This window comes from Thauera linaloolentis 47Lol = DSM 12138 (assembly GCF_000310205.1).
Classification (GTDB): domain Bacteria; phylum Pseudomonadota; class Gammaproteobacteria; order Burkholderiales; family Rhodocyclaceae; genus Thauera; species Thauera linaloolentis.
Map to the genome: position 1 here is coordinate 19,419 of NZ_AMXE01000012.1, position 14,238 is coordinate 33,656.

Annotated in this window: 14 protein-coding genes; 11 read left to right on the forward strand and 3 right to left on the reverse strand. The window is 59.9% G+C overall.

Annotated features, from left to right (window positions below; translation table 11 throughout):
• The first annotated feature begins 116 nt into the window (after positions 1-116).
• The 11 genes from C666_RS05495 (at position 117) to C666_RS05540 (ending at position 11,519) form a co-directional block, all read left to right on the forward strand.
• Positions 117-320 (forward strand): YjfB family protein, encoded by a 204-nt coding sequence (locus C666_RS05495; RefSeq protein ID WP_028792085.1) that lies wholly within the window; start codon positions 117-119, stop codon positions 318-320.
• Between the two features lie 238 nt (positions 321-558).
• Entirely contained in the window at positions 559-1,011 is a 453-nt protein-coding gene (locus tag C666_RS05500) for a type IV pilin protein (protein WP_004335032.1), read from the forward strand.
• Complete coding sequence (locus C666_RS05505; RefSeq protein ID WP_004335035.1) at positions 1,005-1,565, forward strand: GspH/FimT family pseudopilin; 561 nt, start codon at positions 1,005-1,007, stop codon at positions 1,563-1,565. Before C666_RS05500 ends, C666_RS05505 begins: the two co-directional genes overlap by 7 nt.
• Positions 1,566-1,627: 62 nt before the next feature.
• Positions 1,628-2,020, forward strand: coding sequence for a type IV pilus modification PilV family protein (locus tag C666_RS05510; RefSeq protein WP_004335039.1), 393 nt, complete (start codon positions 1,628-1,630; stop codon positions 2,018-2,020).
• A gap of 2 nt (positions 2,021-2,022) precedes the next feature.
• Positions 2,023-3,120, forward strand: coding sequence for a PilW family protein (locus C666_RS19665; RefSeq protein WP_081593386.1), 1,098 nt, complete (start codon positions 2,023-2,025; stop codon positions 3,118-3,120).
• Positions 3,121-3,191: 71 nt separating this feature from the next.
• Positions 3,192-3,740 (forward strand): pilus assembly PilX family protein, encoded by a 549-nt coding sequence (locus C666_RS05515; RefSeq protein ID WP_004335046.1) that lies wholly within the window; start codon positions 3,192-3,194, stop codon positions 3,738-3,740.
• Positions 3,741-3,749: 9 nt separating this feature from the next.
• The gene (locus C666_RS19670) at positions 3,750-7,949 is read left to right on the forward strand and encodes a pilus assembly protein (RefSeq protein WP_081593387.1); all 4,200 of its coding nucleotides are present in this window, start codon (positions 3,750-3,752) and stop codon (positions 7,947-7,949) included.
• Positions 7,946-8,611: a TIGR02281 family clan AA aspartic protease gene (locus C666_RS05525; protein WP_081593388.1), complete on the forward strand. Its 666-nt coding sequence runs from the start codon at positions 7,946-7,948 to the stop codon at positions 8,609-8,611. Before C666_RS19670 ends, C666_RS05525 begins: the two co-directional genes overlap by 4 nt.
• Before the next feature lie 76 nt (positions 8,612-8,687).
• Entirely contained in the window at positions 8,688-9,287 is a 600-nt protein-coding gene (locus C666_RS05530) for a CoA pyrophosphatase (RefSeq protein WP_004335054.1), read from the forward strand.
• Positions 9,288-9,382: 95 nt separating this feature from the next.
• Positions 9,383-10,309, forward strand: a complete 927-nt coding sequence (locus C666_RS05535; protein WP_004335057.1) for a CobD/CbiB family protein — start codon at positions 9,383-9,385, stop codon at positions 10,307-10,309.
• Between the two features lie 28 nt (positions 10,310-10,337).
• The gene (locus C666_RS05540) at positions 10,338-11,519 is read left to right on the forward strand and encodes an acetyl-CoA C-acyltransferase family protein (protein WP_004335061.1); all 1,182 of its coding nucleotides are present in this window, start codon (positions 10,338-10,340) and stop codon (positions 11,517-11,519) included.
• A 108-nt stretch (positions 11,520-11,627) separates the two neighbouring features.
• On the opposite strand, the gene msrB is transcribed toward C666_RS05540, so the two are convergent.
• The 3 genes from msrB to ppsR form a co-directional block, all read right to left on the reverse strand.
• A complete protein-coding gene (msrB, locus tag C666_RS05545) occupies positions 11,628-12,029 on the reverse strand; it encodes a peptide-methionine (R)-S-oxide reductase MsrB (protein ID WP_004335064.1) in 402 nt (133 codons plus the stop codon).
• Positions 12,030-12,068: 39 nt separating this feature from the next.
• Entirely contained in the window at positions 12,069-13,238 is a 1,170-nt protein-coding gene (locus C666_RS05550) for a DUF2863 family protein (protein ID WP_004335066.1), read from the reverse strand.
• 99 nt (positions 13,239-13,337) lie between these two features.
• Positions 13,338-14,171 (reverse strand): posphoenolpyruvate synthetase regulatory kinase/phosphorylase PpsR, encoded by an 834-nt coding sequence (gene ppsR / locus C666_RS05555; protein WP_004335070.1) that lies wholly within the window; start codon positions 14,169-14,171, stop codon positions 13,338-13,340.
• Positions 14,172-14,238 lie beyond the last annotated feature (67 nt).

Here is a 14,238-nt window from a genome sequence, read left to right on the forward strand (position 1 = left end):
GCTTTCGGTCGTGCGGTATTGGATATCCTCAAGCGGCCGCATTTGCGGCCGTTATCACATGCAGGGTGCCGTAGTGGTCGGGCTGCGGCTCGATAACCGATTTGGAGCACATCACCATGGACATCTCTTCCATCGCCGCCGCGGCCAGCGTCAATGCCGCCGCAAAAGTCCAGACCGAGGCCTCGGTCAGGGTGCTGAAGATGGCATTGGACATGCAGGGCGATAGCGTGCTGCAGCTTCTCGAGGCTTTGCCTGTGCCTGCGCAGCAAGCTCCCGTCGTAGGCAGCGCGGCGGGTGGGGTGGTGGATACCTGGGCCTGAGGCTACTGTGGGCATGATGCCAGTGACTCATTCGAGTCTCCTTGCCGCTGATCGACCTCAGCGCTGCAAGATGAGTTCTGAATCAAGGGCCGGACTTTGCCATTGCACTGTCCGGCCTTTATCTTTCCGGAGAGGGTGTCATATGCCACTGATCCCGGTTTCTGCCCCGTTCGTCTTCCAGGCCGGGCGGATAGGGGCGTAAGGGAATATTGTAAGGTCAAGTAGAAGGGACAGCATCATGGGAAAGAGCCAAGGCTTTACGCTGATAGAGTTGATGATCGTGATTGCCATCATCGGAATGCTGGCAGCGGTGGCGATACCGCAGTACAGCACTTACGTCCTCAAGGGCAAGCTTGCCGAGCCACGTGCCAACCTGTCGGAAATGCGCGTGCGCATGGAGCGCTATTTTCAGGATAACCGGCGTTATAACGCCGTGGTTGGTGTATGCGGAGTCGCCCCAGCCAGGCTTGCCGAAATCGGTGATCAGCGCTTTTTCGACTACGCCTGCAATCCGGGCAACGACGCATGGTCGCAAACCTACACCATAACCGCCACGGGCAGAGCCAGCGAGGGAACCGGAGGCTTCGTGTTCAGCATCGACCAGAACAACAGGAAGCGCACTACTGCTGTTCCTTCCGGTTGGACAGCAAATGCAGACTGCTGGGTCACCGGATCGGGGGGGGGATGCTGAACCCAAGCCGCGACGCCAGAGGTGTCACTCTCATCGAGTTGATGATCGGGATCGCGATTCTCTCTGTGCTGCTGGGTATTGCCGTGCCGAATTTCCGCACCTGGATACAGAACGGCAAGATCCGCACGGCAGCGGGGTCGATCCAAAATGGCCTGCAGATCGCGCGTGTCGAAGCGATCCAGCGTAATCGTCCGGTTCAGTTCGACTTGCGTGATGCGGGGGCGGGGGGCGCCTGGGCTGTGTGCATCCAGCCCGATCCGGCCGGTGCCTGCCCGAATCCTGACGATGCGAACACGATCCAGAGCCGCAGCGGCGCAGAGGGTTCGTCTGCTGCCGTGACGGTCGAGATCGAAGAGGGCGCTGTGCCTGTGGTATTCAACGCTGCAGGCCGGGTGCGAGAACCGGCAGGAAACATCGAATTCTTGGTCGATACTTCCGCGCTCGATGCAGGAGAAAGCCGGGAATTGCGCATTGTTGTGACTTCAAGCGGAAGCATCCGGGTTTGCGAAGCAAGCTTTCCGGCGGGTTCGCCCGATTTACGGGCTTGCCCATGAAGGAGCGGAGTATGGCATGTGCTGATTCTCACGGCCGGGCGCCACGCAAGCTACAGGACGGAATGGCGCTTCTCGAAGCTCTGATTTCCCTGCTGATTTTCTCGATTGCGGTCCTTGGCCTGATCGGTATTCAGGCCAACATGGTCACGAATACGACAGAGGCACAGTTCCGCAGTACGGCTACATATATTGCGCAGCAGAAGATCGGTAGAGTCTGGGCCAATCCGTCCGGAATCGTAAGAGCGGATCTGGTCGAAGCAGAAACGTCGCAGGAAGTAGACCAGAGCCTTCTTCCCTCAGGATATTCGACGGTGTCATCTCCTGAGCTCGGTATGCTGCGGGTGACCGTCACCTGGGGGGTGAGCCAGGAGGAGCATGATGACCAGGTTGCTGGCGATAGCCCGCGATTCAACAATGTGACGATCGATGCTCGTGTCATCGAATGGGATGAGTGATCATGAATCGTCCGGTGCAGAAAAAAAGCCGTTTCGACCGGGGTTTCACGTTGGTGGAAATCATGGTCGGCATGGTCGTGGGGTTGCTGGCTTTGCTGGTTGTCATGCAGGTGTTCGGCAGCTTCGAGGGGCAGAAGCGCATTACCACGGGGACCGCTGATACCCAAACGAATGGAGCGCTGGCGCTCCAGGGAGTGCTGAGGGAAACACAATTGGCAGGCTACGGGTTCGCACTTTTTCACCGGGGCGCCAATTTGCTCAATTGCACGACTTCGCTCAACGGCAGCACGGTGGCCGGTGGGTTCAGCACGGTGCCGGTTGTGATCGCAAATGGTGATGGGGCTGCAAGCGATGCGATAACGGTACGCTATGGAAGATCGATGTCCGGTGGCATAGCCACGCAAGTCACCCGGCGCGATGGTGATGTACTGTCGGTCAATAGCAATCTCGGTTGCCGGGTGGGTGATACCTTGATTATGTCGAATGGCGGCGACACTTGCTATCTGCTTACAGTCGAGGATTTGCCTGTTCCTGCAATCAACACCACGGAGATTACTCTCGATGCGGACGGCTACAGCGATCTCGATCCGCAGCCTCCTTCCGGTAGCTTGCCTACGCCTGGTGATTCACCGTGGCTTGCGTCATGTCTTGGCGAATATCGTGAAGTGACATTTTCTGTCGCAGATGATCGCCTTCTGCGTAATGGTCAAGAGATTGCTTCCGGCATCGTCGGTCTGCAAGCCCAGTATGGAATTTCGGATTCGGCGGGGGATTCTGCAATCCAACAGTGGGTGGATGCGACTGGAGATTGGGCGAGCCTGGGTAACACCGATCGGCGCAAGCGGATCAAGGCTGTACGGGTGGCTATCGTTGCGCGGAGTCCGTTACGTGATCCAGATCCGGTTTCACAAGCCTGCAACCAGGCAATCGATCCACCTACCGGGGTGTGCGCATGGAAGGATGAAAGCGTGGGCGGCTTTGATTCTCCTGCTCCGGTCATCGATCTTTCCTCGGCCGATGACTGGGATCACTACCGCTATCGCGTTTTCGAGACGATCATTCCCTTGCGGAACGTGGTCTGGGCAAAAGGGGCGATGTGATGCCGAAGAGAACACTGGATTCGGCTCGGCCAATCATTCTTACTAGGGCAAGACGGCAGCGAGGCGTCGTCTTGCTGATCACCCTGATTGCGCTCGTCACGTTGGCGCTTGCGGCTTTGGCGCTGGTGCGTTCGGTCGATACTAACATTATCGTCGCAGGTAACGTCTCCCTGAAGCAGGCTGCAACCCTGACCGCTGACAACGGTGTGGAGACTGCGGTTGGATGGATGAACTCCGTGGCTGCAAACAGCTTGGAAAGCGATGCAACGGAAAATGCCTACTATGCGACCTCGGACGGCTTCGATCCATTGGCTGATCAGAGTTGGCGCGGAGGAGGCGTGACGACCCGGTTTGCCGAGGGAGGGGGCATCACTGCGGGGGTGGATTCGTCAGGCAATCGCATCCGTTACGTCATTCAGCGCATGTGTTCCGAGGTGGGGGTGCCGACAGAGGATCTTTGCCTGCTCATCGAAGGCATTGCCGAAGGGCATGACCAAGGAGTTAGCACCGGCAGGTCCGACATCGGCAATGATGGGCTTGCAAGCCCGGTTTATCGCATCACGGCGAGAGTCGATGGTCCGCGTAATACCGTCAGCTACGTTCAAGCGTTTGTTTATTGAGAGCAAATCATGAAAATCATGGCGCGGCGCGCGTTCTCGCTCTTGGCCGGACTTGGAGTCGTTTTCGCTTCCACTCTGTTTGCATCCACGATGGTGAGGGCGGATGTCATTGATCTGGCCAGGAAGCCGCTTACGAATGCAGCAATGACCGAAGTGCGACCCAATCTCATGTTCATCCTCGATGATTCGGGCAGTATGGACTGGGGCTATATGCCGGATTCGGTTACAGCAGGCAATTATTGCAAGGGTACGGGAGCAACAGGGACGTCATTCAGATGCTGCCGTAACGCTACGAATGCGACGACTACTGATTGTGCAGCCCCTTCCGAGAATTATCGTGGGATGCCGCCTTACCATTCGTCGGATTTTAACAAGATCTACTACGACCCGGCTCTGACTTATCTGCCGCCGATCGATTATGACGGAGTGGAGCGTACAAGTTATACAGGTATGAACCTGGTGCCGGTCGACGGGTATGGTATTCAATCGTCTGCGAAGGTGAACCTGCTCGATGGCTTTCCTGATGTCGAGTGGTGCACGGATTCGTATTACACGGATTGCCTGCGCAATGGTGATTATCTGCTTCCTGGTGTCGTCGACGGTAAGTCCTACACCACCCAGAGAGCTACAACGTCAGGCGGTACGCAGGTTTTCGCGGTTGGACGAGTGGGAGTACCGGGGACAGAGGTCCGTGAGGCAGGTCCCTATTACTATGTCATGGTTTCTGGTGAATACTGTACCGACACTGGACAGACCGCTTGTCTGGCCGCCACAGGGCCTACGGCGACTCACCCGGTGCAGGCGAAACTTCGCTGGTGCAGCGATGCGGCCCGGACGAATTGCCGGGCGACAGAAGGGGTGGGATATATTTATCCGCGTTATCCGACTATCATCACGAGTTCAGAGGTCTTTGGGCGCTCGAGCAGGACTGGTACTTTCAGTGCAGGCAGTGTTATCAGAAGTAATGGGACTGGGGTTAATAGTGCTTGCGATGGAAAGACGAATATCGTGACCGTCAGTAGTATCAGGGTTGGCGATGTGGAGCTGCTGTCCGAAGAGTTTCGGTACTGCAATGCAAGCAACACCGCCAGTACGCGTAATGGAGGGCTTGCTGATGCAGTCGTTGAGCGGATATCCAATGGCTTCAGCGCTGAGCGTACGGGTACTGCAGGCATCAGAATTACGGCTCCGGACGGCTCCTACAATGGGCAAACTCTCAGTCGCACGATTGTCGGTGGAAGCCTGGGGTCCGCATCGTTCTCCGGTGGGGTAATCGCAGTGCCGCAGGGCGTTGTTCCTGGCTCTCTCACGCGTATCGACATTGTCCCGGGAGGAGTCTACGGCAATATTGTCGTCGATGGTACGACGGTGGTGGACCGTAGCCTGCGGACGGATTGCGCTGCTGCGCCGAATTGTACATATGAAGAAGAACTGAACAATTTCGCGAATTGGTTTGCTTGGTATCACACGCGCATGCAGGCAATGAAAACCTCTGTTAGTCGTGCATTCTCCACTGTCGATGATACCTATCGTGTAGGTTTTCGTTCATTGCATAACAATAATAGCGTTAACCTAAAGATCGATAATTTTCTAGGAGGTGCCGGTGCCCATAAGAGCGACTGGTACGGTCGGTTGTTCAAGGCAAACCCCAATGGCGGTACTCCTTTGCGTAAGGTGCTGGCCGACGTTGGGCGGATCTATGCGGGTAAAGGGGGGACAGGTGCAGGGGCTGATCCTGTTCAGTACTCGTGCCAGCAAAACTTCTCGCTGTTGACTTCGGATGGCTATTGGAACGGCGCAGCGGGGGGGGATGTCAATGGAAATAACCTCACAAACCAGGATGGGTCTGGGACGCAGAGACCTTACTATGAAGGTCCGATAGCCAGTTCGGATAGCTTGGCGGATGTGGCCAAATATTATTACGAAACGGATCTGCGTACGTCTGAGTTAGGAAACTGCTCAGGGGCTGGAAACGAGGATGTTTGCAGGAACAACGTTTTCGCCAGTGGCGAGGATAACAACGCAAAGCAACACATGACCACCTTCACGCTTGGTATGGGGGTGGACGGGGAGTTGCGCTATCAGAGCGATTACAAGACTGCGACTTCCGGGGATTACTGGAACATCCTGAACGGACTCGGCACGCCCCAGGCCAATTGGCCGGAGCCGAAGAGTGACAGGCCAAGTGCGGTCGATGATCTGTGGCATGCTGCAGTCAACGGAAGAGGTACGTATTTTAGTGCCGGAAATCCCGCGGAGCTCGCTAATGGCTTGCGCAGTGCATTGACTGAAATCAGGGTCAAGGTGGGTGCGGGGGCGGCCGCGGCGACGAGTGCATTGTCCCCTGTGGCGGGTGACAACTTTGCATACGTTGCCAGTTATACGACCGAGAAATGGACCGGTAACCTAGAAGCACGCGCGATCAATCTAGCGACGGGAGAAGTCGAACTGGAACCGCTCCACTGCGTGGAGAGCGTACTGTCCGAATTCGGCTCCTGCACGGGTACGATGGCAAGCAAGGTTGGTGCAGACAATGATACGCGGACCATCTATACGAGCAGTAGCGATGGCTTGGTGAGTTTTACCTATGGCAACCTGACGTCGGTTCAGCAGGCTTACTTTAATGCGTCGACATTGAGCCAATGGGGCAGTCTGACCACGGCGCAGCGCGAGCAGGCTACTGGAGCCAACCTCGTCAATTATCTGAGGGGGCAACATGGCTTCGAGATGCGTAGCAGCAATGCAGTGGAGCGGCAGGTCTTCCGGCTACGTGAAGCGACGCTCGGTGATCTCGTCGAGTCCACGCCTATCTACGTCCAGAAACCAAATTTCAATTACACCGACCCCGGTTTCGCTGCGTTCAAGGCGGCGAGTGAATCGCGTGGTGCCACGATCTACGTGGGCTCGAACGATGGGATGCTGCACGCCTTTAATGCAGAAAATCTCAGTGAGCGCTGGGCTTTCGTGCCGAGTATGGTCATTCCGCATATGTGGCTCTTGGCTGACCATAATTATAATGTCCTGCATCGTTATTACGTAAATGGCGCGCCAACTGTGTGGGACATCTGTACGAGTAATTGCACGAATGCGGCGGCTGCTGTCTGGAAATCCGTTCTGATCGGTGGCCTCAATGGCGGTGGCCGCGGCTATTATGCCCTGGATGTCACCAATCCAGCTTCGCCAGCGCTACTGTGGGAGTTCACTACCGAGGACGACAATGATATTGGCTATAGCTTTGGCGAGCCGGTGGTAACCAAACTTGCTGACGGGCAATGGGTTGTGGCATTGACTTCCGGCTATAACAACACCGAAGGTTCGAATGCAGGGGAAGGCTTTCTGTATGTGCTGGATGCCTGGACGGGGGCTGTAGTGCGCAAGATCGGCACAGGGACGGGGAGTGCATCTACGCCTAGTGGCCTGGCGCGCATCGCGGTGTGGGCGGATGATCAGAATCGTAACAACACGGCCGGTTATGTCTACGGTGGCGATCTGCTGGGTAACGTATGGCGCTTCGACCTGAATACGGGAGAAGAGACTGGTGTCAATCCGTTCAAGTTCGCAAGGCTTTATTCGGACGAGGCAGGCACCGAGCCTCAGCCCATCACTACACGGCCGACATTGGGCAAGGCCAATGGCAAGAGAATTGTCTTTATCGGTACCGGCAAGTATCTCGAGGTAGCCGATCTGAGCGATGACCAAGTGCAAACGCTATACGGGATCAGGGATGATGATGAAGCCGCTACACTGGATAATCCCCGTAATTCGCTCGTGCAGCAGGTTCTGTCCGAAACTGTTGATGCGACACGCACGGGTACCAATAATCCGGTGCCGTCTGGTAGCCGGGGATGGTACGTCGATTTGCCGGATAGCGGTGAACGCCAGAATGTGCCATCCCAGCTCGTGCGCGGGGTGCTCATCGTGCCGACGACGGTTCCGAGCGCAACGGCGTGCGAGCCCGGGGGCTATAGCTGGTTGAGTTTCATCAACTACCGAACTGGGGCTCAGCTTCCAGCACTGGGATGGGTGTCCACTCGTTTCAGCGCCCCGATCGTTGGTATAAACGTCGTTTATATCGATGGCGAACCTGTCGTTTCCGTGGTGAAGGGCGATAACCCGACGCCAGAGCGGGCTCCCCAGCCGACCTGGGAGAGCAATGACGAGGGATTTCAAGGCAGACGTGCTGTATGGCGAGAGGTGATAGAGGAATGAGTGTTCCTCCACCTCGCTTTCTGGGGCAGGCAGCAGTTGTGTTTGCATTCTGCTGGTCATCCGGCGCAGGCTGTGCCGAGGCTGACAATGTGGGGCTATCCGGCGTATTCGGCAACCGGGCCGTGATCGTCTCCGGTGACGATCGCCTGCACACCTTGAGGGTGGGCCAGACGACGCCCGACGGGATTCGGCTCGTTTCCGTCGATGCTGATTCGGCCGTGGTGGACATCGATGGCGTGCGCCAGACGCTGCGGCTTGGCGAGCGAGTGGTCAGTGCCGAATCCGCCAGTGCGGGCGCCAGCGTGATCATCGAGGGTGATGGCCAGGGCCATTTCGTCGTGCAGGGCAGCGTGAATGGCGCGGCGATGCGTTTTTTGGTCGATACGGGGGCGACGGCGGTGTCGATGGGGGCTGCCGACGCCCGGCGCGCAGGGATCGACTATCGCCAGGGGCGGCGGGCGCAGAGCCAGACTGCCAACGGTGTGGCGCCGATCTGGATCGTCAAGCTGAATTCGGTGCGTATCGGCGGGATTGAACTATCCGACGTCGACGCCGCCATCCACGAGGGGGATATGCCGATCGTCCTTCTCGGCATGAGTTTTCTGAACCGGATGCGGATGAGCCGCGAGGGAAGCCGCCTGATTCTGGAGCGGCGTTATTGATCGGGATGAGTGGAATGAAGCAGTGTAATCGGGGAGGCGGGTGATGCCGGGATCAGCTTCTGGAACTCTGGACTCCTTGCGTTCGATCCTGCAGCAGGAGCACCGCTACGCGGGTACAGGCGATTGGCCCGAAATGGTGGGTGATCGACGGCATCGTCCGGCGGCCGTGCTGGTTCCGTTGGTCGTCGGGGAACGACACCCCCCCACGCTTCTCCTGACCCGCCGCACCGACCACCTTCACCACCATCCAGGTCAGATCAGTTTTCCGGGCGGCCGTGTCGAAGCGCAGGATTCCACGCCTGTCGAAACCGCGCTGCGCGAAACCGAGGAGGAAATCGGTCTGGACCGCAGCCACGTCGAGTTGCTCGGCGCCTTGCCCGATTACTACACGGGCACGGGGTTTCGAGTGACGCCGGTGGTGGGGTTCGTGCGTCCGCCGTTCGATCTGCATCTCGATGCCTTCGAGGTTGCCGAGGCTTTCGAGGTACCGCTGGCGCATTTTCTCGACCCCGCCAACCATCAGCGCCACAGCCTGATGCACGAGGGGCATGAGCGGCATTTCCACGCGATGCCCTACAAGGACTATTACATCTGGGGGGCGACGGCGGGGATCATCATGTCGCTGTACCGCCTGCTTCACGAACAGCGGCGCCAGGGGGCGATGCCCTTTGAGTGAGGGCTGTAGCAGTGCTGTCAGGCCTTTGTGGTATCTTGCCTGCAAGCTGCTTGCTTTCGTTTCATCGTCCGTTCCACGTCCTGTAGCGTTCCGGCATGACTCTTTTCTCCCTGATCATCGCGCTGCTCATCGAGCAGGTCCGTCCGCTTCCCGTCGATCGTCTGGTGCTGGCGCCCTTGAGGGCTTTGTCACGCAGTCTGCTCCAGCGCTTCAACGATGGGCAGGCCAGGCACGGACGCCTGGCCTGGGGACTGGTGGTGCTGCTGGGTTCCGTGCTGACGGCGCTGGCGCATTACCTGTTGTGGGAACTGCACCCGGTGTTCGCCTTTGCGTTCAATGTGGCGGTGCTGTACCTGACAATGGGATTCCGGCAGGAAAGCCATTTCTTCTCCGACATCCACCTGGCCTTGCGCATGGGCGAGATCGATCGCGCGCGTACCTTGCTCGGGGAGTGGCGTGGTGGTCAATATGGCGAGGCGAGTTCCAGCGAGGTCGCCCGGCTTGCCATCGAGCAGGCACTGGTGGCGGCGCATCGCAATGTATTCGGCGTGGCGTTCTGGTTCGTGATCCTGCCAGGGCCGAGCGGCGCCGTGATGTATCGGCTGGCGCGCTTCTTCGCCGATGACTGGCGGCGCGGCCCGGAGGCGGATCTCGGCGATTTCGGCCGCTTTGCGCAACGCGCGTTCGAACTGATCGACTGGCTGCCGGCGAGGCTGACTGCGGCTTCGTTCTCGGTCGCCGGCGATTTCGAGGATGCGATTTACTGCTGGCGTACCCAGGCCGTGCTGTGGCCTGACAAGTCGTCGGCTATACTGATTGCAAGTGGCGGCGGCGCACTGGGCGTCAGGCTCGGCATGCCGGTCCATGAGTCCGGCGGAATCATCGACCGGCCCGAAATGGGGCAGGGCGACGAGGCGGATGCCGACCACATGCAAAGTACGGTAGGCCTGGTTTGGCGGGCGCTGCTGGTGTGTTTGTTCCTGCTTGCCCTGGTTGGCCTGGCCGGCTGGGTGAGTGGGTGAATCGTTCGGTTTCTAGGAGGGAGTTTGCATGGCAAATCGTGAAGTCGTTGTTCTGAGCGCTGTTCGTTCCGCTGTCGGCGGTTTTGGCGGCTCGTTAAAGGACATGGAGCCGTCCGACCTCGGCGCAGTGGTGATCAAGGAAGCGATCGCGCGTGCCGGAGTCGATCCGCAGGCCGTTTCTTTCGCCTCCGTCGGCCACGTCATCCCGACCGATTCCCGCTACGCCTACGTTTCGCGCGTTGCCACGATCAATGCCGGCATGTCGATGGATTCCGTCGCCTTCCAGGTGAGCCGCCTATGTGGCTCGGCGCAGCAGGCGATCGTCAGTTCGGCCCAGGCGATCATGCTGGGCGACGCCGACTATGCGATCGGTGGCGGTGTCGAAGTGATGTCGCGTGGTGCATACCTGCTGCCGGCGCTGCGCAGCGGCGCGCGCATGGGCGACACCAAGGCGATCGATTCCATGGTTTCCGTGCTGACCGACCCCTTCGGTGTCGGCCACATGGGGATCACCGCCGAAAACCTGTGTACCAAGCACGGCATCACCCGCGAAGAGCAGGATGCCTTCGCGCTGGAGTCGCAGAAGCGTGCTGCCGCGGCCATCGCCGATGGCCGTTTCAAGAGCCAGATCGTCCCGATCACCTTCGAAACCCGTAAGGGTACCGTGGTGTTCGACACCGACGAGCATCCGCGCATGGCCACGCTCGAAGCGCTGGCGAAGATGAAGCCGGCCTTCAAGAAGGACGGTTCCGTCACTGCCGGCAACGCGTCCGGCATCAATGATGCCGCCGCGTTCCTGCTGCTGGCCGATGCTGCCAAGGCTGCTTCCGCCGGGCACAAGCCGATCGCGCGCCTGGTGTCGTACGCCATCGCCGGCGTGCCGAACGATGTGATGGGCGAGGGCCCGATTCCCGCGACCAAGCTCGCGCTGCAGCGCGCAGGCCTGAAGCTGGACCAGATCGACGTGATCGAGTCCAACGAAGCCTTCGCGGCGCAGTCGATCACGGTCAATCGCGGTCTGGGGCTGGATCCTGCCAAGGTGAACCCGAACGGTGGTGCCATTGCCCTGGGCCACCCGGTGGGTGCGACCGGTTCGGTGATCATCACCAAGCTGCTGCACGAGCTCATCCGCACCAATGGCCGCTACGGTGTGGCGACGATGTGCATCGGCGGCGGGCAGGGCATCACCACGGTGTGGGAGCGCGTGTAAGCGCAGTCTCCGCCGGTTTCGAAACCCGCGCCAGCCTTACGGCTGCGCGGGTTTTTGCTTTTGGCGGCGAGTGCCGCCGAGAGGGGGTGGAGAGTTTGTCGGCGCTGCTTACTGAGCGTCTTTTTTCAGGTCGATCGAGGCAGAGTTGATGCAGTAGCGCAAGCCGGTAGGCTGCGGGCCATCCTCGAAGACATGCCCGAGATGGGCTCCGCACTGGCTGCACAGTACTTCGGTGCGCACCATGTAGTGGCTGCGATCGATTTCGGTGGCGAGGTTGTCCGGTTCGGCAGCGGTCCAGAAACTGGGCCAGCCGCAGCCGGCATCGAACTTGTGCTCGGAGCGGAACAGCGGCGCGCCACAGCATATGCAGCTGTAGGCGCCCTTGTCCCACGCGTCCCAGTATTGCCCGGTGAAGGCGCGCTCGGTGCCCTTGCGGCGAGTGACCTGATACTGTGCCTCGCTGAGCTGCGCGCGCCATTCGGCATCGGTCTTCTCGATCTTGCGGCTCATGATCGTGTCTCTTCCGTAGGTTGCGTCTCTTTGTCGTGTCTAGTGCAGATGGCGCGGCATCTGTTCCATCTGTTCCTGCGGCATTTCGGCATGCACCGTCTCGCCCTCGGGCGAGGGATACATCGGCGCGCCGCAGTCGTCGCAGTATTCGAGTGGAAACTGGTGGTCGAGGTGGACGATGTCGTTGAGGCCGGATTCGCGCAGCACGGCTTCGATCTGCGCGGCGGAGTCGGTACTGTCGTCCTCGGCACCGAGCAGGGGCCACACCACGCCATGTACGACCTGGTCGCTGTTGCGTACCGTGAAGCCGACGCGGTACTCCTCGAGGTTCCGGTCCCAGAACGGGGCGATCACGGCGCGCAGATTGGCTGCAGGGGTTTCGAGCGCGGTGCCGAGGTAGGCGACCGACGCGCGCACGGAGTAGGGGCGGCTGTCCTTGTCGGCGGAACGGCTGGCAGCGAAGTAGGGTTCGGGCAGGACCAGATCGACCGCACAGCCAGGCAGCAGCGGCGCCAGGCAGGCTCCGCCCTGTACGCGCCATTGTTCACGTGCCGCGTCGCGGCTACCGTCCTTTTCCTGCCAGCGGAAGATCGCTTCGCCGCGCGGCACTGCGACTGCGGCCAGCAGGTAACGGGTATCGGACAGGAATTGCGCGGTTTCCGGCATGCCTTCGGTATCGATGCGAAGGTCGAGATTGTCCACGGCCGCGGTACCCAGCATCTTGGCGAATTCTGCCGTGGCACAGTAGCCCTGCGGCAGGTGATCCGGGCTGAAGAGGAAATCGGCGAGGGCCAGCCGGGCGCCCGTCGCAAGGACATGCGCCTGGAGATGGACGCGCAGGTTGGCCAGCACGGCCGATGGAACGACCGATGCTGGAATGCGGTAGCGAGACCAAGCGAGGATGGGGGCTGCGATGAGTACCACATCGTGCTCGGCAAACGCGCCGGCGGCACATTCTGCGCGCGATTCGATGAAGTCCGCGAGTTCGTCGTAGGCGCGCGGCTCGGCGCTGTAGAGGTGGTCCAGCGCAGCGTTGAGCGCTTCTTCTTCGTTGTCGGCAAGCTGCTCGTCGAGGGTGTGGCCCAGTTGCCGTTCCCAGTAGCAGTCCTCGATCCGGCTGCTCGATTCCGCAAGGCCGTTTGCCAGCCAGACCAGTTGTTCGGCGATGCGTCCGAGGCCGCCGCGGCGCTTGAGGCGCGTTCTTTTCATTGTGTCGTCCTGTTGCTCTGTTCGGTGTCGCCCGCCGGAAGCAGCGGGCGCAAGAGCCGTATTCTAACCGAATACGCGGGTCCGCTCGGCGGCGGACGTTCAGAAGCCGGGACGATCCACACGTACGGTCTGCAGGATGGTGGCGGAGATTTCCTCTATCGACTTGGTCGTGGAGTCGAGCCAGCGGATGTTCTCGCGGCGCATCAGCTTCTGCGCGGCATCGATCTCGTAGCGGCAGTTCTCGAGCGAGGCGTAGCGGCTGTTGGGCCGGCGTTCCTGGCGGATCTGCGACAGGCGCTCGGCGGCGATGGTGAGGCCGAAGAGCTTGCGGCGGTACTTGTGCAGTTCGCCGGGGAGTTTGTTGCGCTCGAAATCCTCCGGGATCAGCGGATAGTTCGCCGCCTTCACACCGAACTGCATCGCCAGGTAGAGGCTCGTCGGGGTCTTGCCCGAGCGCGAGACGCCGACCAGGACGACGTCGGCCTCTTCCAGTTCGCCGTTGTTCGATACGCCGTCGTCGTGCGCCATGGCGAAGTTGATCGCCTCGATGCGGTGCTTGTAGTTGAGGCTGTCGGCGATGCCGTGGAAGCGCCCGACGGCGTGTGTCGAGCGCTGGCCGAGTTCGGTTTCGAGCGGGCCGATGAAGCGTTCGAACAGATCGAGGAACAGGGCGTCGGCCTTGTGCAGCGCAGCAACCGTGTCTTCGCTGACGAGCGTGCTGAACACGATCGGCCGTACGCCATCGTTTGCCGCGGCCTCGCGGATCTGGGTGGCACAGTCGATCGCCTTGTCGATGTCGTCGACGAAGGGCGCGCGAACCTGCTTGAACCGTCCTTCGGGAAACTGCGCAAGCAGGCTGTGGCCAAGGGTTTCGGCGGTAATGCCGGTGCCATCGGAAACGAAGAAGACGGTGCGGGTTGGTACTTCACTCATGATGGATACCTGTGTTCGCCTGCCATGGGGCGGGGGTGGGTATTGGGGCAAACCCTGTCGTGCGGCA

What these genes read in the sequence shown, in the direction of transcription:
- C666_RS05495 (WP_028792085.1), top strand. Translation starts at nt 117, where the DNA reads ATGGACATCTCTTCCATCGCCGCCGCGGCCAGCGTCAATGCCGCCGCA.
- C666_RS05500 (WP_004335032.1), top strand. Translation starts at nt 559, where the DNA reads ATGGGAAAGAGCCAAGGCTTTACGCTGATAGAGTTGATGATCGTGATT.
- C666_RS05505 (WP_004335035.1), top strand. Translation starts at nt 1,005, where the DNA reads ATGCTGAACCCAAGCCGCGACGCCAGAGGTGTCACTCTCATCGAGTTG.
- C666_RS05510 (WP_004335039.1), top strand. Translation starts at nt 1,628, where the DNA reads ATGGCGCTTCTCGAAGCTCTGATTTCCCTGCTGATTTTCTCGATTGCG.
- C666_RS19665 (WP_081593386.1), top strand. Translation starts at nt 2,023, where the DNA reads ATGAATCGTCCGGTGCAGAAAAAAAGCCGTTTCGACCGGGGTTTCACG.
- C666_RS19670 (WP_081593387.1), top strand. Translation starts at nt 3,750, where the DNA reads ATGAAAATCATGGCGCGGCGCGCGTTCTCGCTCTTGGCCGGACTTGGA.
- C666_RS05525 (WP_081593388.1), top strand. Translation starts at nt 7,946, where the DNA reads ATGAGTGTTCCTCCACCTCGCTTTCTGGGGCAGGCAGCAGTTGTGTTT.
- C666_RS05535 (WP_004335057.1), top strand. Translation starts at nt 9,383, where the DNA reads ATGACTCTTTTCTCCCTGATCATCGCGCTGCTCATCGAGCAGGTCCGT.
- C666_RS05540 (WP_004335061.1), top strand. Translation starts at nt 10,338, where the DNA reads ATGGCAAATCGTGAAGTCGTTGTTCTGAGCGCTGTTCGTTCCGCTGTC.
- msrB (WP_004335064.1), bottom strand. Translation starts at nt 12,029, where the DNA reads ATGAGCCGCAAGATCGAGAAGACCGATGCCGAATGGCGCGCGCAGCTC.
- C666_RS05550 (WP_004335066.1), bottom strand. Translation starts at nt 13,238, where the DNA reads ATGAAAAGAACGCGCCTCAAGCGCCGCGGCGGCCTCGGACGCATCGCC.
- ppsR (WP_004335070.1), bottom strand. Translation starts at nt 14,171, where the DNA reads ATGAGTGAAGTACCAACCCGCACCGTCTTCTTCGTTTCCGATGGCACC.